Annotated in this window: 20 protein-coding genes and 5 pseudogenes; 15 read left to right on the top strand and 10 right to left on the bottom strand. The window is 67.9% G+C overall.

What is annotated here, in order from left to right:
• Nucleotides 1–237: 237 nt before the first annotated feature.
• Nucleotides 238–1324, top strand: a pseudogene (locus ACFYY7_RS39045) (helix-turn-helix domain-containing protein).
• A 330-nt stretch (nt 1325–1654) separates the two neighbouring features.
• Entirely contained in the window at nt 1655–3265 is a 1611-nt protein-coding gene (gene mdlC / locus ACFYY7_RS39040) for a benzoylformate decarboxylase (protein WP_388669188.1), read from the top strand.
• Nucleotides 3266–3643: 378 nt separating this feature from the next.
• Here the strand turns inward: mdlC and ACFYY7_RS39035 are convergent.
• From ACFYY7_RS39035 to ACFYY7_RS39025, 3 genes and pseudogenes are all read right to left on the bottom strand, one after another.
• Nucleotides 3644–3847, bottom strand: a pseudogene (locus tag ACFYY7_RS39035) (transposase family protein); the annotation flags it as partial.
• A 600-nt stretch (nt 3848–4447) separates the two neighbouring features.
• Nucleotides 4448–4537 (bottom strand): annotated as a pseudogene (locus ACFYY7_RS39030) (transcriptional regulator); the annotation flags it as partial.
• A gap of 133 nt (nt 4538–4670) precedes the next feature.
• Entirely contained in the window at nt 4671–5186 is a 516-nt protein-coding gene (locus ACFYY7_RS39025; RefSeq protein WP_351268124.1) for a hypothetical protein, read from the bottom strand.
• A gap of 189 nt (nt 5187–5375) precedes the next feature.
• Between ACFYY7_RS39025 and ACFYY7_RS39020 the strand changes: the two genes are divergently transcribed.
• Nucleotides 5376–6071, top strand: a complete 696-nt coding sequence (locus tag ACFYY7_RS39020; RefSeq protein WP_388669185.1) for a transposase family protein — start codon at nt 5376–5378, stop codon at nt 6069–6071.
• Here the strand turns inward: ACFYY7_RS39020 and ACFYY7_RS39015 are convergent.
• Nucleotides 5992–6318: a hypothetical protein gene (locus ACFYY7_RS39015; protein ID WP_388669211.1), complete on the bottom strand. Its 327-nt coding sequence runs from the start codon at nt 6316–6318 to the stop codon at nt 5992–5994. The two genes, ACFYY7_RS39020 and ACFYY7_RS39015, sit on opposite strands and share 80 nt — an antisense overlap.
• Nucleotides 6319–6350: 32 nt before the next feature.
• Here ACFYY7_RS39015 and ACFYY7_RS39010 point away from each other — a divergent pair, with 32 nt between their 5' ends.
• The 4 genes and pseudogenes from ACFYY7_RS39010 to ACFYY7_RS38995 form a co-directional block, all read left to right on the top strand.
• Entirely contained in the window at nt 6351–6575 is a 225-nt protein-coding gene (locus ACFYY7_RS39010; RefSeq protein ID WP_388669182.1) for a hypothetical protein, read from the top strand.
• 84 nt (nt 6576–6659) lie between these two features.
• Nucleotides 6660–7121, top strand: coding sequence for a transposase (locus ACFYY7_RS39005; RefSeq protein WP_388669179.1), 462 nt, complete (start codon nt 6660–6662; stop codon nt 7119–7121).
• On the top strand, nt 7015–7713 hold the full coding sequence (locus ACFYY7_RS39000) for an aminoglycoside phosphotransferase family protein (protein WP_388669202.1): 699 nt from the start codon (nt 7015–7017) through the stop codon (nt 7711–7713). Before ACFYY7_RS39005 ends, ACFYY7_RS39000 begins: the two co-directional genes overlap by 107 nt.
• A 381-nt stretch (nt 7714–8094) precedes the next feature.
• Nucleotides 8095–8274, top strand: a pseudogene (locus ACFYY7_RS38995) (Tn3 family transposase); the annotation flags it as partial.
• Between the two features lie 55 nt (nt 8275–8329).
• On the opposite strand, the gene ACFYY7_RS38990 reads toward ACFYY7_RS38995, so the two are convergent.
• Nucleotides 8330–9325 carry a hypothetical protein gene (locus ACFYY7_RS38990; protein WP_388669176.1) on the bottom strand — a complete coding sequence of 332 codons (996 nt, stop codon included), beginning with the start codon at nt 9323–9325 and terminating at the stop codon, nt 8330–8332.
• A gap of 313 nt (nt 9326–9638) precedes the next feature.
• Nucleotides 9639–10148 (bottom strand): annotated as a pseudogene (locus tag ACFYY7_RS38985) (site-specific integrase); the annotation flags it as partial.
• A gap of 103 nt (nt 10149–10251) precedes the next feature.
• Here ACFYY7_RS38985 and ACFYY7_RS38980 point away from each other — a divergent pair.
• A complete protein-coding gene (locus ACFYY7_RS38980; RefSeq protein WP_388669173.1) occupies nt 10252–10926 on the top strand; it encodes a DUF4232 domain-containing protein in 675 nt (224 codons plus the stop codon).
• A 125-nt stretch (nt 10927–11051) separates the two neighbouring features.
• Nucleotides 11052–11216, top strand: coding sequence for a hypothetical protein (locus ACFYY7_RS38975; RefSeq protein WP_388669170.1), 165 nt, complete (start codon nt 11052–11054; stop codon nt 11214–11216).
• A gap of 59 nt (nt 11217–11275) precedes the next feature.
• Here the strand turns inward: ACFYY7_RS38975 and ACFYY7_RS38970 are convergent, their stop codons facing one another.
• On the bottom strand, nt 11276–11647 hold the full coding sequence (locus ACFYY7_RS38970; protein WP_388669208.1) for a hypothetical protein: 372 nt from the start codon (nt 11645–11647) through the stop codon (nt 11276–11278).
• On the opposite strand from ACFYY7_RS38970, the gene ACFYY7_RS38965 reads away from it, so the two are divergent.
• Complete coding sequence (locus ACFYY7_RS38965; RefSeq protein WP_388669199.1) at nt 11552–12424, top strand: HAD family hydrolase; 873 nt, start codon at nt 11552–11554, stop codon at nt 12422–12424. The two genes, ACFYY7_RS38970 and ACFYY7_RS38965, sit on opposite strands and share 96 nt — an antisense overlap.
• Before the next feature lie 48 nt (nt 12425–12472).
• Here ACFYY7_RS38965 and ACFYY7_RS38960 read toward each other — a convergent pair whose 3' ends face one another.
• Nucleotides 12473–13054, bottom strand: coding sequence for a transposase (locus ACFYY7_RS38960; protein ID WP_388669167.1), 582 nt, complete (start codon nt 13052–13054; stop codon nt 12473–12475).
• Between the two features lie 88 nt (nt 13055–13142).
• Between ACFYY7_RS38960 and ACFYY7_RS38955 the strand changes: the two genes are divergently transcribed.
• From ACFYY7_RS38955 to ACFYY7_RS38940, 4 genes are all read left to right on the top strand, one after another.
• Entirely contained in the window at nt 13143–13493 is a 351-nt protein-coding gene (locus tag ACFYY7_RS38955) for a hypothetical protein (protein ID WP_388669164.1), read from the top strand.
• Nucleotides 13494–13574: 81 nt separating this feature from the next.
• Nucleotides 13575–13967: a three-helix bundle dimerization domain-containing protein gene (locus ACFYY7_RS38950; protein ID WP_388669161.1), complete on the top strand. Its 393-nt coding sequence runs from the start codon at nt 13575–13577 to the stop codon at nt 13965–13967.
• 5 nt (nt 13968–13972) lie between these two features.
• Nucleotides 13973–14962, top strand: coding sequence for a polyphosphate kinase 2 family protein (locus ACFYY7_RS38945; RefSeq protein WP_388669158.1), 990 nt, complete (start codon nt 13973–13975; stop codon nt 14960–14962).
• 64 nt (nt 14963–15026) lie between these two features.
• Entirely contained in the window at nt 15027–17747 is a 2721-nt protein-coding gene (locus ACFYY7_RS38940) for a cation-translocating P-type ATPase (RefSeq protein ID WP_388669155.1), read from the top strand.
• Between the two features lie 57 nt (nt 17748–17804).
• Here the strand turns inward: ACFYY7_RS38940 and ACFYY7_RS38935 are convergent, their stop codons facing one another.
• Nucleotides 17805–18149: a hypothetical protein gene (locus ACFYY7_RS38935; protein WP_388669152.1), complete on the bottom strand. Its 345-nt coding sequence runs from the start codon at nt 18147–18149 to the stop codon at nt 17805–17807.
• A gap of 41 nt (nt 18150–18190) precedes the next feature.
• Entirely contained in the window at nt 18191–18415 is a 225-nt protein-coding gene (locus ACFYY7_RS38930) for a hypothetical protein (protein ID WP_388669149.1), read from the bottom strand.
• A 148-nt stretch (nt 18416–18563) separates the two neighbouring features.
• On the opposite strand from ACFYY7_RS38930, the gene ACFYY7_RS38925 reads away from it, so the two are divergent.
• Nucleotides 18564–19874 carry a helix-turn-helix domain-containing protein gene (locus ACFYY7_RS38925; RefSeq protein ID WP_388669196.1) on the top strand — a complete coding sequence of 437 codons (1311 nt, stop codon included), beginning with the start codon at nt 18564–18566 and terminating at the stop codon, nt 19872–19874.

Here is a 19874-nt window from a genome sequence, read left to right as displayed (position 1 = left end):
CCAAGCAGCAGAGTGCCGAGCAGCAGGTCTCAACGCATCAACAACTGTCCCTTTTCATCCGTACGCGGGTGGGGACGTTCACTTGTACGCCGACAGATGCGCAAAGGCCGCGTCCACGGGAGCGTGCTGGTCGACGTCGAGACCCGCACACCGGTGGACCTTGTGCCGTTCAGAAATCCGTGGCTGCAGGTCGTAGGGGTCTGGTGGCGCTCAGGGGCGCGTAGGAAGATGCCGCGGGTGATTGTCTCGCTGGTCTACCGGGTGACAAGGAAGCTGTTGTCGGTCCATGTGTCGCTGCTGCGTCGGCAGGTGACCAAGGAAGCCGAACTTCTTGTCCTGCGGCACGAGAACGCGGTGTTGCGCAGGCAACTTGCGGGTCCGGTGCGCTACGAGCCGGCGGATCGGCTGTGGTTCGCGGCGTTGTCCTCGTTGATACCCCGGCGTCGTTGGGCTCAGGTGTTCCCGGTGACTCCGGGCACCGTGCTGGCTTGGCATCGAAGGTTCGTGGCGCGCCGGTGGGACTGCAGCAAGCGCCGGAGCAGGCCCGACCGGCCACCGACCACGAAGGCGATCAAAGAGCTGGTGCTGCGGCTGGCCGCAGAGAATCCGCGCTGGGGGTGTCGCAGGATCCAAGATGAGCTCGCCCGGCTCAGGCATCGGATCGTAGCCTCCACGGTCTGGGAGATCTTGACTGTTGCCGGAGTAGGCCCTGCTCCCCGTAGAGGTGGGCCGACGTGACGAGAGTTCCTGACGGCGCAGGCCGACGGCGTCATCGCCTGCGACTTCCTGCACATCGACCTGGTCGATCTTCGCCGGGTCTACGCGCTGGTCAGCCTCAAGCACGGCACGCGCCGCCTGCACATCGCTGGTGTGAACGCGCATCCGACCGCGCGGTGGACGGTCCAGCAAGCCCGCAGCCTCGCCGTCGACCTGGGCCTGCGCTTGGACTCGCTGCGCTTCTTGGTCCGCGACCGGGACCGCAAGTACACCGGGTACTTCGACGCGGTCCTCGCGTCCGAGGGCATCGAGACCCTGAAGACGGTGCCGCGGGCCCCACGGATGAACGCACACTGCGAAAGGGCCATCGGGACACTCCGGCGCGAGGCCCTTGACCACCTGCTGATCCCGAACGAAGCCCACGCTCGGCGCGTGCTCGACGTCTACGCCTTCCACTGCAGCAGCCATCGCCCCCCACCAGGCCCGGGGACAACTTCCTCCCCTCGCAGGGGAGCACCCGGCGCCCTCGACCGACTTGACCGCGCACCGACTCCTCCGCACCCGAGTACTGGGCGGCGTCATCAACGAGTACAGATACGCGGCTTGACCAGCAGCGATGAGTCTCTGAACGGTACGGGTTCGCCCTGATCCACCACCTCACCGAACGGGCCAAGAGGCCATGAAGCAGGCCATGGAACCCGCCACCCCTGCGACGCACCAACGTCCCACTCGCTGTGACAGCAGTCAATCGTGTCGTCACCGAACGGACCGCATCCCGCGACGAGGACGCCTTGGTCGAGCAGGATCAGATCGTTGCCCTGGTTCTGGCGTCCCACGACACCGACGAAGGGGCCGGAGCCTTCACCGAGAGGCGCTCACCTCACTGGCAGGGCCGTTAACCCGACGCCCAGCCCGAGCATGAAAGTCGGTAGCAACAATGACCGAGCGATCCACCGTCCGTACCGTGACCTACGACCTGCTGCGGACCCTCAGGCTCACCACGGTTTTCGGCAATCCCGGCTCCACCGAACAGCCCTTTCTGCAGGATTTCCCCGAGGACTTCACCTACGTCCTGGCCCTGCAGGAGGCGTCCGTCATCGCGATGGCCGACACCTACGCCCAGGTAACCCGCCGCCCCGCACTGGTCAACGTGCACTCCTCGGCCGGGCTCGGCAACGCCGTGGGCAACCTGGTGGCGGCCTACCACGGAAACACGCCCCTGATCATTACCTCGGGTCAGCAGCACCGGGAACTGGTGATCGGGGAGCCGTATCTCGGCAACCGTGAGGCCACCACACTGCCGAAGCCATGGGTGAAATGGTCCTACGAGCCGGCGCGTGCCGAAGACGTCGCCGAGGCCTTCATGCGGGCCTACGCGGAGGCGTTGCAGCCGCCGGCGGGACCGGTCTACGTGTCGATTCCCATGGACGACTGGAAGCGGCCCCTCTCCGGTTTTGCCCGTGTGCGGACGGTGAGCGACCGCGTCGCCCCCGACACGGAGCGGCTGCGGGGCTTCGCCGACCGCATCTCCGCCAGCTGTCGTCCCGCGCTGGTCTTCGGGCCGGAGGTCGACCGCAGCGGCGGCTGGGACGCAGCTGTCGCGCTGGCGGAGAAGCTGCGCGCCGCCGTCTACGGAGCCCCGCTGCTGGACCGCGCCTCGTTCCCCGAAGACCACCCCCTCTTCTGCGGCCCGCTCGGCATGTCGGTGAAGACCATCGGCGATCGGCTGGCGGGACATGACCTGGTGGTGGTGATCGGCGCGGAGGTGTTCCGGTACTACCCCTACGTGCCCGGCCTGTACCTGCCGGAGGGCACGGAGCTTCTGCAGATCACCGGCAATCAGAGTGTTGCCGCGGCGGCGCGCGTGGGCGACAGCCTTCTGGGCGATCCCATGAAGGCGATCGAGTTGCTCCTGGACATGGTTGCGGAGGGGGCCGCGCGGACCGCTCCGGAGCCGATGGCGCGGCCCCGTGAGCTGCCGCAGGTGCCGAACAGCCCACTCACTCCACCGGAGGTCTATGCCACCCTGAGCAGGGTGCGACCGTCCGACGCGGTCATCGTCAACGAATCGACGTCCACGATGGCGCAGCAGGTCGAGTGGCTTCCGACGGTCAGGACCGGATCGTTCTTCGCCACGGCAAGCGGAGGTATCGGCTGGGGCACCCCGGCTGCGGTGGGGGTCGCGCTCGGCGACCGGGACAGGGGCGTCGAACGGCCGGTCGTCGGCCTGATCGGCGACGGCTCCTTCCAGTACTCCGTCCAGGCCATCTGGACGGCGGCGCAGCACAACCTTCCGATCGTCTACGTGGTCATGCGCAACCAGGAGTACTCCATCCTCAAGTCGTTCGCGGTGCTGGAGGAGACGCCGGGCGTTCCGGGACTCGACCTGCCTGGGATCGACATCGCCTCCGTGGCCCGCGGCTTCGGATGCCGTGCCGTCGACGTGGAGACCACCGAGGACCTGGAGCGAGAGTTCAAGGCAGCCCTGGCTGCCGGGACCACCACAGTCATCGTGGTGCCCACCCAACCCCAGAAGGCGATGTTGTAGGCCGTACGGTCCGCACGATCGGCCAGGAGAGAGCCGCCATGGACTTTGGGCTGAAGGACCGGTGTACATCGTCACCGGACCGGCGGCCACCGGCGACCCCTGGCAGTACTTCGACCTGGGCCACGCCTGGTGAACCTGCAGTTTCTTCGAGCAGTGCCAGCACAGGGCGGCCTGCGCCCGCTGCGACTTCTACGCTCCGAAGGGCTGCAGCAAGGCGCAACTACTGGAAGCCAAGGAGACCTTGCAGCGCATGCCCGCCCCATCCCGCTGACCGAGGACGAACGAGCGGCGGTCGATGTCGGGCAAATCGCCATCGATGCGTTCCTCTACGCCCGGTCTATGCGGGCGTCGCCCGCTGTGACGTCTTGGGCGCGGGGCCTCGACGGCTTCGCGGACGTACCGGTACGCGGCCGCCATCCCGATGCAAAACCCGGCCGCGAGGCGGGCGTAGGTGTCACCGCACCGCAGGTGCGCCAGGACGAGCAGGGCCTGTCGTCCCGGCGCCAGGCGCCGCCAGCGCGAACCGATCTCCCGACGATGTGCGGACAGCTGGCTGGCAGTGGGCAGCCTGCCGTAGACCATCGTCCACGACGCGCCGATGGCGGTGCTTCCCGGCCGGACCGCCGAACGTCTCCCAACTCAGCAGGAGGTTCCCATGCGCGGTGTGCTGGACGATCTTCTTCACTGTTCCTTGCAGGGAGCGCAGCAGCTCCCGCTCGGCCTCTTCGGTGCGGGCCTCGATGTTCCACTGCCGGACGTCGTCCGCCAGGCCCTCGATCGCCTCGTCACGCCGCTGCCGCAGCAGCTTGGGGCGGAGGGCTTCGACCTCGACAGCGGTGTGCGGGTCGATGCCTTCGCGCAGGCGCTCCTCACGGTAGCGCTTGTAGTTGACGTCGCGGGTGTTGACGTCGTGCGTGGTGAGCCGGCCGGAGCGGACGGCATCGGCAGTGATGGCGATCTGCCTGAACTCCAGGTCGAGTTCACCATTGCCGTAGCGCTCCATCCGCTCGACCACGGAACGAGGGACGCATCTTCCTGGGCCGCTACCTGTTCAACATCAAGGCCAGCGACCCCGGCCAGAGCCTGCGCCTCTTCCGCCACCCCGACGCCGCTGAGGACAGCGAGGAAGAGGCCTGGCATCCCGGGCATATCCAGGGCGTCAGGCCATTCGTTCTCTGCTTGCTACTGGGCCCTGAGGCCGGGGGCGGCCGGGGTGCGCGGTCGCAGGCGCTCTCCCTGCGGCCCGAACAAGATCAGGTACTCGACCGGGCCGGCACGCTGTCGCGGACCCTATGCGGATGCCGCCCGCTGGGCGTTTCGCGGGGGCGGGCACCACGCGGGTACCGCACCATCGCGGAGCTTGTGCTTTAAGGTTGGCCGCTCCGAATCGTGCTCACCAGCGCGCCTACGTCTCATTCAGTGCTGCGGCAGCTACATCGACGAAGGGCGTGATCAGCCGAATGTAGGCACGTAACGTCTCTTGGAACTCACGGCGGTTCTCCCGGCTGGCGTTCTCGGCCATGGCCGCTAGAGCTGTGGCGAGCGTGCCCGACATGATCAACAGGTTCGATGCTGCGACTTGGACCGCGGAAGGGCCTTCCAGGTCAACCAGTGTCACCGCCCGACGCAACTGCTGATGCCGGTCACGGTGAGCGGCCAATGCGGCTTCACACCCGGTGATCGAGAGACCGTCGACTCCTCGGAGTCCGTCAGCGACGACCTGGGCCTGCTCAATGAGCTCCAGGTAGGCGGCCCGCCGAGTCTGACGGGCGCCTTCGCGGCGTTGCGCCTCAGTAGTCGCATCGACCTGGACTCGAGCAGCGCGGGCGTTACCCCTGCTGGTCAGCCAGCTCGCCAGCGAACTGGCCGCGATCGCCGTCACACCTGTGAGGCCAGCGACGAACAGCGAGTTGTCAGGCATGCCCAGAAGTCTCTCCAAGAAGCCCCCACGACGGCCACTGCTTCCTGATTGGCTTTATCGAGCAGTAGTGGTTCTGGCTCGCTTTCCGTGAGGGGGCACGCTGAGTGATGGCTGCCGCTCGGATCAATCTCCTGGAAGTTACGTGAGAACGACCGGTGCCGATCTCGGTGTGGCCGACAGTTCAACGTCGTGGAAGAAACTTTACTCCGGCTGCAGGAGCTGTTGTTCCCGTTGCTCGCGGATGTGACGGTGCTGTCGGTGGACGTGAACAACGAGGCGATACGCGTCAAGGCCCGGTGTACGGCGGCCGGGGCTGGGCGTCCAGACTGTGCCAGCCGGTCGAGCCGGATACATAGCTCCTACCTGCGGCTTCCTGCCGATGTGCCCAGCGCGGGACGGCGAGTGGTCCTCTCTCTACAGGTCCGCCGGTTCTTCTGTCGGAACGCTTCGTGCGGGCGGCGGACGTTCGTCGAGCAACTGCCGGGGCTGACCCGGCGGCACAGCCGGTGGACCGAGGGCCTGCGTTCGACCCTTGCCGCGGTCGGTCTCGCCCTCGCCGGCCGGGCCGGTGCCCGGATGGCACGGGCCTTCGGGGTGTCCGTCAGCCGCAGCACGATCTTGCGCCTGCTCGACGCGTTGCCCGAGCCGGATACACCGTCCCCGCGGGTGGTCGGCGTCGACGAGTACGCGACGCACAAGGGCCGCGTCTACGGCACGGTGCTGGTCGATGTCGAGACCCCGTCGGCCAGTGGATCTGCTGCCCGACCGGGAGGCGTCCAGTCCGGCCGAGTGGCTGACAGAGCGGTCAGGGATCGAAGTGGTCTGCCGGAACCGGGCTCCGTTCTTTGCGCAAGGTGCCACAGCCGGGGCGCCCCAGGTTGCTGACCGCTGGCACCATTGGAACAACCTCGGCCAGGCCGCCGAACGGGCCGTCGCCCGCCACCGCCAGTGCCTGCGCGTCGTCATCCCCGAACCAGCTGAGGAACAACGCATCGAGCCCACTCCGCCCGAAGAGCTTGCCTCCCCCTGGCAGAGCGACCGGTTCGCCAACCGCATCCGAGCCAGGCACGCCACCGTCCATGTACTGCTGGAAGCCAACCACAGCCGCCGTTCCATCGGGCGCCAGCTCCACATGACTCGTCGCACCGTCAAAAGCCCTCCGCCTTGGACGAGTACAAGCCCTGCCTGGACGACCGCTGGAACGAGGGCTGCACCATCGCCTGGAAGCTCTGGGAGGAGATCGTCCCGCTCGGTTGCCAGGGCAGTTACGGCATCGTCAGCGCCTACATCAGGAAGAAGCGCACTTCGCCCCGCCCGGTGACCGCACAGCCACCGGCACCGCGGGTGGTGACCAGATGGATCCTCAGCCGCCCGGAATCCCTCACCTAGATTGAACAACTCCGGCTCAAAGCTGTCCTTGCCAACTGCCCCGAACTCGACGCCCTCACCGGACACGTCCGGTCCTTCGCTCAGATGCTCACTGAGCGCCAGGGCCAACGGCTTCCCGAATGGCTCGATGCTGTCCGCAGGGACGACCTGCCCAGCCTGCACACCCTCGCCGCGGGCATTGACCGCGACCACGATGCCGTCATCGCCGGCCTCACCCTGCCCTGGAATTCCGGCGTAGTCGAAGGACACATCAACCGGATCAAGATGCTCAAACGCCAGATGTTCGGCCGCGCCGGATCCAGCTCCTCCGGAAACGCGTGCTGCTCGCTCCGTGAACGAGCTTCGACGCTCAAAACGGATGTCACCCGGAGCGGCCAGAAGGCGAGAAGCTGGTGCCATGCACACAGGAGAGGGCGAAGTTCCACTGCCCGGAGGGCGTATCACTCCGGGGGTCGTCCGCGTTGGCGACACCGTCCGCAGGCCGGTCACTGCCAGATCAGCCTTCGTCGCCGAACTGCTCAACCACCTTCAACAACGCAACTTTAAAGGCGCACCACGCTATTTCGGACTCGACAGCGCAGGCCGCGACACATTTACCTACGTGCCTGGCCGAGTACCAGCCAGATTCCAGCTCTGGAAAGACGATCAGGTTGCGGCTGCCGGCGCTCTTCTGCGCTCGCTGCATGAAGCCACTCGCAGCTGCCGTCTTACCGGAACCTTTCCGGTCGTCTGCCATCACGATCCAGGACCGAACAACGTCGTCTTCCACCAAGGTCGACCAGTGGCCTTCATCGACTTCGATACAGCAGCACCTGGCAACCCCCTGGAAGACCTCGGGTACATGGCCTGGACCTGGTGCATCTCCTCCAAGCCGCAAGCCGCATCCCCCCACGCACAGGCACGCCAGGTAAGGATTCTCGCCGACTCCTACGGGCTCGATGCCTCCGAGCGCGGCAACCTCGTTGACGCCATCCTCGACCGCCAAAACCGCAACGTCCTCTGGTGGCACCAACATCTCAACGCTCCAGACCCACGCGTGGCTGACAGCGGGCAGATCCTCGCCCGGATCGCCTGGTCCTGGCGTGAACACGAACACACAGCCGCCAACCGCGCGGTCTTCGCGAACGCTCTACGCTAACTGGGATCGATTCAAGGCTGGAGAACTCGAATACGTAGGGTGAACCCGTCACGGAATGTGTGCCAGAGCCGCAGGAGTGAAGGCGCTTCTCGATGGGTTTGGGAGGCGCCTTCGGTGGCTCAATCCCGGTATCGACGAGTACGGGAAACAGTCCCCACGGAGACCTCCGCGCCGGCAGCGGAGCTGGTCCCCCCGGCCACCTGACCCCGTAGCCGGCATCTTTGACCTCAGCCTGCCTCCGTGCGGGGCGCGCAGACGGGAATTTGGTCACGCCGAGTCTGGAGCGTGCCGTCCGGACTCATCGACATTCGGGCCCGCTGGAGTGCATACGCGCCTCCCGAACTGCCCGAGAAACGCTGCCCTTCGTCATCAACAGAGCCAGACGCCGCCCTCGACCGGCTCCGTGCCGACGGCTTCGACGTCCGCGAGCGGGACGTCGCCCGGCTCTCACCGTTCGTCCGGCACCACGTCAACATGCTCGGCCGGTACAGCTTCCTACTCCCGGAGATGCCCGCGGGGCTGCGGCCCCTGCGCGATCCTGACCGGCCGGAGCGGGGATGAGCGCGGCTGGCGCCCGGTGGCGACTCGTCGTGGTGCGGGCCCCGGCCGGGGGAAGTCACATGACGCGTTTCATCACGATCATGTGGCGTTTGAAGGGTGCGGTGTTGCTGCCCCAGGACAAGACGGCGAAGACCTCGCCGCCGGGGAAGCCGTGGATCTCGGGTGCCGCGGAGGAGGGGGAGGGGCCGCCGCTGCTGTGGGCCCAGCCGGACCAGGTGTTGCCGCCGTCGGTGGAACGGTTGAGGTAGAGCTGCCGGTCACCGGGGCTGATACAGCCAATGGCCATGTTCTGCTGAGCCGCGTAGCCGGGGTCGAAGGGGCTGGTGGCCAGATGTCCGGGGTCCCCTCCCCGGCCGATGGCCACCGACTCGCACCGGCCCCCGCCGGGCAGATCGATGTACCGGGCATTCCTGCCGTCCCCCGGGCGAGTGCGGGCGATGCGGACCGTGTTCGTCAGACCCCGCGAGGCGTAGAACGTCTGCTCGCCGGCACTGAAGGTGAAGTTGCTGGTGACGCCGACGTCCGAGCCTCGGAAGCGCTGGATCTCCCATTCGGGTTGGAAACGCGGCAGGCCGGACCGGAGGTCCATCCGCTGGGTGTAGAGCCAACCGTTGTTCTCCGTGGCCAGTTCCACTCCGCTGGTCGTGTAGGTCGCGGAGATCCTGGCGGTGAGGCGGAGGTCCCCGGGGATTCTGCGCCAGCCGGTCCACCGGTTGGCGTCGCGGTCCTCAAGGAGGCTGTAGTAGCCGGCGCCGTCGTCTCCGACCCGGAACATGATCACGCGCTGGGTGCGGGCGTCCACATCGGCAACCGCCAGCGTCGGTGGGCGCCGGGTGCCGGAGTTGCCGGGCATCCGCTGCCAGCTTCCGTTCCCGAACCGCCACCAGATCTGGTCGTCCTCGCCCCGGGCGGCCTCGTACGTCCCTCCGTCGTGCCAGAGCGCGGTCATGGCCGACGGGGACCGCGCGGCGCCGCCCTCGTTGATCCAACCGCCCTCGGTCGCCGCAGCGGGCGGGGCCGAGAGTCCGACCACCAGACCGAACCCGGCCAAGAGCACTCCTGCCGCGCGAGCCGCGGCACCACGGCGAATGCGCTGTTTCGATCCCATCGGGTCATCTCCCTGTGTCCTGGTGCTTCGACGAGGCGCTCGGACCCTCGGACGTCGTGGCGGGTACGCGTGCCCGGCGCACCGGGCACGCTACGGGAGACGCAGGCAATCAACTGTGCTGTGCGCGCAGAGAGTTTGACCGAGAGAGCACGGATCGACGGACGGGACTCGGGGCGCGGCCGGAGGCGCGCCGGGCACGTGCGGCACGATACGACTGACCGATGGCGTACACGAGCAGCATCCCCCGGACGGCCGGTCAGCGCCGAACGCCCTCGGGAGCGAGCAGGCTGGTGACATCTGCAATGACCTCTGGGGAGGGCTTGAAGTACCGGGGGAGGTTCTCGGCCTTCTTGTGTCGAGACTTGGCCATCAGCATCAGCTCGGAGGCGCCCTTCTCGCCGAGGTGGGTCAGGGAGGAGTGGCGGTACTTGTGCAGGTCCCAGCCGGTGCCCGGCCCCGCGTGGGCGGTGTGCTGGTCGAGCAGCGCGCGGGCCTGGCAGTACGAGAGGCGGGCCAGGCCGGTGTCCGGGCAGACGTCCCGGGCGGCGAGTACCTTGCCGGGGCCGGGGCCGGGGCCGGGGCCGGGGCGGCGGTGGGTGACGAACACCGGCCCGCGGGGGCGGCCCTTGAGCAGCCGGGGCAGCAGCCGGGCGGTGCCAGCGTCCCAGAACACCGTCTCCAGCACGTAGTCGGCGCGGGTGACGCCGCGGCGGCGCACCTTCGGCTGGGCGCCCTTGGCCTTGACCGAGCACCGTCGGCCGGCCAGGGCCTGTGACGGAACGAAGACGTCATGGAGGACCGCCTGTGACTCGGTGCGGGATACAAATATTTCCGACCGCACGCACCAGCGTTACTCCTGGGGGAACACTGTGAAGTACACCCGCATCACTGCTCTCGCCGCCATCGGCGTCGCCGCCACCCTCTCGCTCACCGCCTGTGGCAGCGACAGCTCGGGGAAGGACTCGTCCTCCAAGGGCTCCTCGTCCTCGTCCTCGTCTTCTTCGTCCTCGGACGGTGGCTCGAAAACGGAGGGCGGATCGGGCTCCGGCGGCCCGGAGGCCGGCAACGCGAAGTCGGGCTCCGGTGAGGACACCGAGGCAGAGGCAGCCGCGAACGGCGCGACGACGACCAGCGGCAAGGTCACGTTCTGCAAGACGGAGGACCTGGCCATCGACGCCACGGACGCCGCGCCCGACGAGGACTCCGGCAGGATCGACATCACCATGGTCAACCGGGGTTCGACCACCTGCTCGGCGACGGGCTTCGCGGGCGTCGACATCAAGGACGCCGACAACACCTCGAACCCCATCGAGCGCGGCCACGCCCAGCCGCGTATCACCACCCTGAAGCCCGGTGACGCCGCTGTCTTCAACCTCGCCTACGACATCGACAACACCGGCGACAGCCTCGCGTCCCCGACCAACATCCTGGTGACGCCCCCGAACGAGACCCACACCGTGACCCTGAAATGGCCTGCGGGCGCGGGGGACATCAAGGGGGCCTACACCGACGTTGAGGTCTACCCCACGCACACGACCAAGTAAGGCGCGCACCGCGTCTCGTGCGTTCTTGCGGCGCGGACGTGCCGCAAGAAGACGTCCGCCTCCGGCACCTGGTGCCGGCGGGGCCGGGCGCGGAGCCCACTTGGCAGTCGGCGCGGATCCAGAAAGTGGCGACCGAGGTGCGCCAGTGCCTGCTCCACGGCATCACGACGATGGCGGTGCCGTCTGCGGTGATGGCCCAGTTGTACGAGGTCGCGGAGCTCTGGGACCTGCCGGAGCGGGCTGGGGGAGAGGGGCTGACCGGCTACCGGATGCGGCCCCGGCACGGGTGAAGGTGCTGCGCAAGAAGGGCGAGCGGGCCACCGACCGGGAGATCGTGGCGCTTTTCGGATCAGGCCCCGACGTCGAAGGCGATGGTGCGGTCGTCCAGCTTCACCGTGCTGTCGTCCCCGCTGAATTGGAAGCCGCCGGTCTCGACCGCGCCGGTCAGGGCAACGGTGTAGCGACCGGCGGGCAGGCCGGCAAGGGCGAACTCGCGGGTGAAGGAGATCGGGTAGGGCGGCTTGACGCCTTCCGCCATGATCTCCTCGGTGCCGATCACCGCTCCGTCGGGACCGGTCAAAGTCAGCGTTCCGGTGACGCGCGGAACGCTGAGGTCGACCAGGTTGTGTCTCTCCGTCCTCCAGCAGACCGCGTCCCGGTACCACGATTTCGCCTCGATCGAGACGACGGCCTTCTGGTAGTCGTCGCTGTCCCAGCCCAAGGCCAGGGACAGCCGGAGGGACGCCTTGCTGGAATCGGTGCTGTGGACAAGATCGCCGCGTTGGACGTCGATGGCAGTCTGCTATCAGGGGCGCTGGCGGCGCCTCTGCCGGGGGCGTTGGTTGCTGCGGGGTTGTGCCCCGTTGACCGGTTGGCGGCACTGCGTGCCTTCCTGACCTCGCCGGACGGCGCCGAACTGGAGTCGTACGCCTCCGCTGGGCGCGCCCATGAGCTGTTCGCGGCGATGTTCACGGATGTGCCGTGCCGCCTTGTTGCCGCCGTCGCCGAACAGGTCTGGCAGCAGCGGCGGTCGACCCTGTTCGCCATTGTCCGCCCGCTCGTCGCGGCGCTGCGCGAACACGGCTTCACCTCGATGCTTATTTCCGGCGGTCCCCATGAGGTCCTGCGGCATCTTGCCGCGGATCTGGAGATAGAGCACTTCCACGGCACCACGTTCGCCGATGAGGACGGCCTGTACACCGGCCAGGTCGCAGCCGACGTCATCAGCCGCAAGCAGCAGATCGCCGCCGAGCTGGCCGCCGGCCAGGTGAGCGACTGGCCCCGGTCCCTGGCGATCGGCAACTCCCTCCCAGACACTGACCTGCTCCAACGCAAGGGTCTGCCCATCGTGTTCGAGCACTCGGTGGCGCTGCAACTCGCCGTGGACAAGCACCAGTGGCCGGTCGCCGACCGACACGACCTCGCCGACGCCCTGCGCGACCACGCAGGAATCCACCTCACCCTCCCACTGGGCGTTGTCACGTTGGTGCGGTGTTGATCGATTGAGGGCGCGTCAGGGTGTGCAGGGGGCGGGTGGGGGCCTGGCTTACGCTGCGATGGGCTGGTCGGTGGCGCCGGTGATCTCGTCCCGGATGGCGAAGCGGGTGGTCGTCTCGGTGCGGTATCGGGTGGCGGTCATCAGGTGGCGGCGTGGTCGGAAGTGCGGTGAGATGCCGCTGAACGCGGACAGGAACCGCTGGGCCCCGCCGGTACTGCGGAAGCCCTTCATCGCGTGTTCGCGCTGCCTCGTCGGCTGATGACTGTTCTCGGCCCGGTTGTTCAGACCCTTGTGGGCGCGGTGTTCTGCGGAGGGCATGATCTCGCGGTGGGCCGCGCCGTAGGAGCGGAGCTTGTCGGTGACGATCACCCTCGGCACCGAGCAGGTCCTCTTGAGCAGTTTGTGGAAGAACCGCCTGGCCGCAGCGGTGTCCCGCCGGTCCCGGACCAAAATGTCGAGCACGTTGCCGTCGGCTTCGACGGCCCGCCACAGGTACTTCACGCCGCGTTCGAGCATCAGCTCCTCGACCTCGCGGAACGACAGCGGGAAACGGAAGTGCAGCCACACGCAGTGCGCGATGATCTCCACCGGGTACCGGTGCCCCTTGTACGACGGCGGCGCGCTGTCCACGGACGACCCCTCCCAGCACGACCAACCAGAAGATCATCCCAGGCCGGGCAGTCAACGTGACAGTGCCCCGCCGTTCCCGCAGGCCGAGATGGAGCGCGTCCTGCGGGCCTGGGACCGGGCGGTGGACACCGGGCTGATGGAGGGTGGCACGGAGACGAAGTACCACTTCACCCCGGACGGCGAGGTGCTGTCGGTCGCGGTCGGCAGGAGCGGGCAGGTGCTGGCCAACGGGGAGCGGCTCACCCCGTCGGTGGCCGAGCGGCTACGGATGGAGATGCCACTGCTGACCGGGATGGTCACGTTCTACGAGAACAACCAGCTCGCCGGCCGCGGCCTGGGTTCCCTCGATCAGCGGCCCGGCCGCGGCGCCGACGCTTCCCTCGGCGGTTTCCCGCCCCCGGCCTCAGGGGGCGATCTTGTCCGGGCGAACAGACAATGAGCGCGAGGGATCCTGTCACGGCTGTGGCGGGATGTGTGGTTCTGCGGTCTGGAGGTCGTGGGAGATGGGACACGTGCGGCCATGACGGTCGAAGAACAGACTTCTGACGTCCGTGCATGCCGCCCCGTCGGGGGCTTGAGCCGCTGCCCCGGGCCGGTGAAGCGCACCGATCCCGCAGGGCCTGCGGCTGTACCGCCGCCCGGCTCGCAGGACGAACTGGTGTCCATCCGGAACATGGTGGCGCGGCTGAGGGCCGTCTACCCCTCGGTCGACGCGGTCACCGTCGAGACCACAGTCAGGACCGCTTACGACTCCTTCCACCAGGCCAGGGTCAGAGCTTACGTCCCGATCCTGGTCGAACGCCGGTCCCGGAGGGTGCTGGCTGCCGCTTGCCGCACCGCTCCCGGTCAGGCTGTCGACGACAGGGCGGCCCCCGAGACGCGCCGCGCTCACCCCGGACCAGAGAAGGACTGATCGTGATGTCGGACGAGAGAGCCGAACGCATCGCGGACTTCATCGCGCCACTCCGGGTGAAACCGGGGTCGAGGGTGCGCCTGGAGCGGGACTTCGATCCTCGCTACAAGGCGGGTCTGAAGAAGCGGGACGGGATCGAGTTGCTGCGGACCGGGGTGTCGCTGCTGGCCGAGTACCAGGAGCGGCTGGCTGCCCAGGACACGTACGGCGTCCTGCTCTGTCTCCAGGCACTCGACGCCGGTGGCAAGGACGGGACGATCCGCCATGTGATGAGCGGCGTCAATCCCCAGGGCGTGCGGGTCAGCAGTTTCAAGGTGCCCTCCGCCGAGGAACTCGACCACGACTACCTCTGGCGCTACACCCAGCGCCTGCCCACGCGCGGCGAGATCGCCATCTTCAACCGCTCGCACTACGAGGAGGTTCTCGTCGTGCGGGTCCACCCCGAGAACCTGGTCCGGCAGAAGCTGCCGGACGACACGCGCGGGCCGGACATATGGCAGCGGCGCTACCGGGAGATCAACCACTGGGAGCGCCATCTCACGGACAACGGGTTCAAGGTGGTGAAGGTCTTCCTGAACCTGTCCAAGGAGGAGCAGCGCACCCGCTTCCTGAAGCGGATCGACCGGCCGGAGAAGAACTGGAAGTTCTCCGCGGCCGATGTCCGGGAGCGGCGCCGGTGGGACGACTACCAGCACGCGTTCTCCGAGATGCTGTCGGCCACGAGTACGGAGTGGGCGCCGTGGTACGTCGTGCCGGCGGACCGGAAGTGGTTCGGGCGGATTTGCGCGGCGGCGATCCTCGCGCACACCCTGATGGACATCGATCCTCAGTTCCCCGACGTCGGGGAAGAGGCACGGAAGGAGCTGCTCGTCACCAAACGGGAACTGGAGCAGGAGGCCCCTGCCGGGGCACCGGCCGATCCGTACGCCGACCGGCATCCATCAGCCGCGCGGGCCACTGGGCGGAAAGACCGGCCGAAGAAGAAGCGCGGCTAGGACCTGTCGGAGCGGCGCGCGAACGGCCCGGACGCAGCCGCGGCCACGGATCGGAGGCAGAACTATGACGGTGCGTTCGAGTTCCGTGGGAGAACAGCCCCGGGCTTCGGAAGACGACTGGTACGCGTGCCCTCCCGAGGAGGTCACAGCGGCGTTCGGCGTCGATCCGGCAGTCGGTCTCTCCGCGGCACGGGCCACGCAGCTCCTGACCGCGCACGGCCCGAACTCGCTGCCCGAGGAGAAGCGACCTCCGGCCTGGCGCCGGTTCCTCGCGCAGTACCGCAGTTACATGCAGATCGTCCTCGTGGCCGCGGCGGTCGTCTCGCTGCTCATCAAGGAGTGGACCACCGCGGTCCTGCTGATCGTCCTGACCCTGCTGAACGCTGTCGTGGGCCTGCGCCAGGAGGGCAAGGCCGAGAGCGCGATGAACGCGCTGCAATCGATGATGAAGTCGACGGCACGGGTACGCAGGGACGGCACGGAGGCCGAGATCCCCGCCGAACAGCTGGTCGTCGGCGACATCGTGCTCATCACCGCCGGGGACCAGGTGGCGGCGGACGGACGCATCATCGAGGCCAGTGCCCTGCAGATCGACGAGTCGGCACTCACCGGCGAGAGCGTCCCCTCCGCGAAGAACGCCGGCACACTCCCGGGCCCCCTGCCGGCACCCGGCGACCGGACGAACATGGCCTTCATGAACACCCCGGTCACCCACGGCAGCGGAGTGCTCGTCGTCACCGCGACCGGCGCCGCAACCGAAGTCGGCAAGATCTCCGGGATGCTGTCGGCCACCGAGAAAGAGGTACCGCCACTCACCAAGGAACTCGACACCCTGACGCTGTGGATCACGGGGGCGGCGGCCCTGACCATGATCGTGATGTTCGTCCTGGGGCGGCAGCGGGACCAGGCCTGGGACGTGCTGTTCGTCAGCGCGGTCTCGCTGGCCATCGCCGCCATCCCCGAGGCCCTGCCGACCGTGACCCAGGCGATTCTGTCCGTCGGCAGCCTCAACCTGGCGAAGCGGAACGCCATCGTCAAGGAACTGCCGTCCGTCGAGACCCTGGCGTTCACGTCGGCGATCAACTCGGACAAGACCGGCACCCTGACCATGAACCAGATGACCGCCGTCGAAGTCCTGAGTCCCACCGACCGGTACACCGTCTCGGGCACCGGCTACGGGCTCGACGGGAAGATCCACCATGCCGCGGGGGCCTCCGCAGGCATCGAGGATGCGATCCTCCCGTACGTGGTGGCGAGCGACGCGAAGCTGGTGGACGGCGAGGTGGTGGGCGATCCCACCGAGGGCGCGCTGCTGGTGCTCGCGCACAAGGCCGGGCTGGACATCGACGCCACCAGGGAGGGACTTCCCCGGCTCGCCACGCTGCCGTTCGACCCCGACTACAAGCTCATGGCCACCTTCAACCAAGCGGTCGACGCCTCCGGACGGCAGATCGTTCGGTGCTTCGTCAAAGGCGCGGTCCCGGCAGTGGTGGAACGGGCAGCCACCGCGCTCGCGGCGGGCGAGACCGTACCGTGGGACGCCGAACTGAGCGCGCGCGCCGACGCGCAGACCGAGCGGATGGGCAGCGAGGGACGCCGGGTGATGGCTGCGGCCACCCGTGATCTGGACCCCGCCGGCTTCGATCCGGACGGCGACCTCCTCGCATACATCACCGAGCTGCGGATGACCAGCCTCGTCGGCATGGTCGATCCGCCCCGCGAGGACGCCAGGGCAGCCGTGGCCGGCGCGCAGGCGGGGCACATCCGGGTCCGTATGGTGACCGGTGACGACGTCACCACCGGCGCGGCGATCGCCCGGCAGCTCGGCATCCCCGGCGAGGCGGTCCTCGGCGCCGACTTCGCCGCCATGAGCGAGGACGAGCAGCTCGCCCGCATCGACGGCATCGGTGTGGTGGGGCGCGTCGCGCCGGAGCACAAAGTACTGCTCGCCGACACCCTCAAGAAGAAGGGCGAGGTCGTGGCGATGACCGGGGACGGCGTCAACGACGCGCCCGCCATCAAAGCCGCCGACATCGGTATCGCCATGGGCAGCGGCACGGACGTGGCGAAGAACGCCGGACGCATGATCCTCTCCGACAACGCCTTCACCACCATCGTCTACGCCGTGGAGCAGGGCCGCAGAATCTATGACAACCTCACCAAGTACATCCGATTCGTTCTGCTCCTGCTCGTCACCTTCGTCCTGACCTTCCTCGGGGCCACCGTCTTCAACATCGCCGCCGGTGAGCCGTTCACCCCGCCGCAGGTGCTGTGGATCCACTTCGTCGTCAACGCCTCCTTCGGCTTCGCGCTCGGCTTCGACCGGGAGAGCCCCGGGCTCATGCGACGCAGGCCGCGTCCGCGAGGCGAGTCCGTGCTCACCCGGCCCGTAGTGGTTACGGTCGGACTCGGCGGGCTCGCGATCACCGTCGTCCTGCTCGGACTGATCAAGCTCGGTCAGACCCACTTCGACAGTACTGAGATCGGTCAGTCGATCGCGTTCACCGCCTTCGCCCTCTGCCTGATCGTGGCCGCGTTCGAGTGTCGCAGCGAGATGGACTCGGTGCTGACGACGTCCACCTTCGACAGCAGGCAGATGAACTGGGTGGCACTGGCCCAGTTCGTACTCGCGGTCCTGGTGACCCAGATGGACGGCTTCCGCCGCATCCTCGGAACGACCCAGATCAACGCACGGCAGTTCGGCTGGGCGCTGCTGGCCGCCCTCGCGCTCCTGCTCCTGTGGGAACTGGGAAAGTTCCTGGCCCGTCGCTCAAGAGACACCTGATGCGGCGGCACTTCACGGCCCGGTAGAGCAAGTAACCCACCAGCAGGTTCTGGAGGTTCACCGGCGCCGGGCGGCGGGGTCGCGTTCGGCGACGTGCCTGGCGACCGAGTCGACGCCAGGGCGGGCGTAGCGCATCTTCCCGCGTTTGTCCTGCGGGTACAGGTCTTCCACGTTCAGGCACAGCACCTCATCGGCCCGCGCGGCCGACTCGTAGAGCATCTTCCACTGCGTCTTCTCCCGCAGTGAGACGTCCAGCCGCCACAGGGCGGCGATCTGGTTCTCGGCCAGGGCCTTGGTGCGGTCCGGCGGGGCCGGCCGCCGCCCGATGCCGATCGTTGGGTTGCCGACGATCCAGCATAAGCCGCCTCGAAGCGGAACGGCCGCTACCGTCAACCGCTGCACCGCCGACCCCCGCGCCCGGCCCACTCACTGGGGGGCGGACGTCAGGTCAACGTGGCGACCCCCAGGGCGATGAGACTGCAGAGCAGGGTGAGGGCGGCGCCGAAGACTGTGCCTGCGTGGAGCAGGGCGCTGGGGAGGGACGCGCCGTCCCAGTGAGCGAGGAACCCGGCAAAGATCGCTGCCAGGAGTGCGAGAAGAGCTGCGGTGAGGACCGCGACAAGGAGAGCGAGGGCGTGCACGGGCGGCGAGGCCAGCGAGACAGACATGGGTCATTCTCCGTTCCCTGAAGGGCTGTTGTCCGAGAACGAAGATGCCGAAGCCGCCGTACGCTGGCGTTCGGGCGAACGAACATGTACGGGATTACTCATCGATATGGCTGATAGTCAAGGAGGCCCGGTGCGGTCCTTGGAGGACATGTTCGATGGCGACGCTGTGCTGGCCGATCTCCAACAGCGTTTACGGGATCGGCGGGATGCGCGGGGCGTCAAGATGATCGCCTTGGAGAGGTTGACGGGCCTGGGGCACACCACCGTCAGCAAGGCGCTCAATGGACCGAACATTCCGACCAGGGCAACAGTGATTGCGCTGGCGAATGCCCTGAAGATGGATCTGGACCCGCTGCTGCAGCTGTGGGAGCAGGCGGTGGACGCCAGCCGCCAGGGGGCAGCGGAGGATCCCTCGGCGCGGGACTTCTTCCGCGATCTCATCGAGACGCACACGCGGTTGTTCGCAGGGCGTCACGCTGAGAGCGCACGGATCACGGAGTTCATCCGGGATCGCGCCTCCGGCTACGTCTTCGTGGAGGCGCTCTCGGGATTCGGGAAGACCTCCCTCCTCGCGGATCTGGTCAGGCGGAATCCCGAGTTCCGCTACCACTTCATCAGCCAGGCATACCGGCGCAGGGGCGGCGGGTTCGACCCCACCAGCCCCGAGGACGTATTGGAGTGCCTCTGTGAGCAGTTGGACCCCGCCCATACGCGCGGCGGCGGGCTGAAGAGCCTGGAGCGGCAGTTCCGCGGTCTCATCGCCTGTCCGCCGAAAGAGCCGACGGTCGTCGTGCTGGACGCTGTCGATGAACTAGAGCCGCCGGACCAACTCCGCACCCTGCTGCCGCGGCGGCTACCGCACGGCCTGGTGCTCGTGCTCTCGGGCCGCGCCCAGGGCGACCGGTCCTGCCTCAGCGACATCGCGCTGTCCCCGGCGGACGTGGGCCTGCACCTGCGGCTAGAGGGCCTGGACGAGGTGGCGCTCGTGAAACTGCTCCAGATGGCGGGCGGTGCGGCGGCAGGGCTGGCAGAGGACGCGGACTTCGTCGCACAGATACACCGCGTCTCTGCGGGCGATCCGTTCTATGTGCGGTTCCTGGTGGAGGACGCGGCCGTCGGCGTGCTCACGCGTGACAACGTCGAGCGCACCCCCACCGGCCTCGAAGGCTACCTGGACCAGCAGTTGGAGCAGCTCAACCGCAGCGCCCACCGCACCGAGCACGTCGAGATCCTGGGGTTCCTGCTGGAAGCCGGCACGCTCTCCGCGTTCGATCTGTACAACCTGGTCGAGGGGCTGAACTGGCTGAACTTCGACACCATTCTGCGGGAGATCCACCGCTTCCTGCTGGTTCATCGGCGGGCCCTGCCAGGCGTGCAAGTACAGAGGGGAAGCGAGGAGTACAGCTTCTGCCACGACCGGTTCCGGCAGTACTTCCGGGGCCGCGCGGGGATCGGATAG

The organism is Streptomyces sp. NPDC001933 (genome assembly GCF_042890955.1).
Taxonomy (GTDB): Bacteria; Actinomycetota; Actinomycetes; order Streptomycetales; family Streptomycetaceae; genus Streptomyces.
The sequence above is the reverse complement of the archived record's forward strand: the minus strand, read 5'-3'. Positions and strand labels throughout refer to the sequence as shown.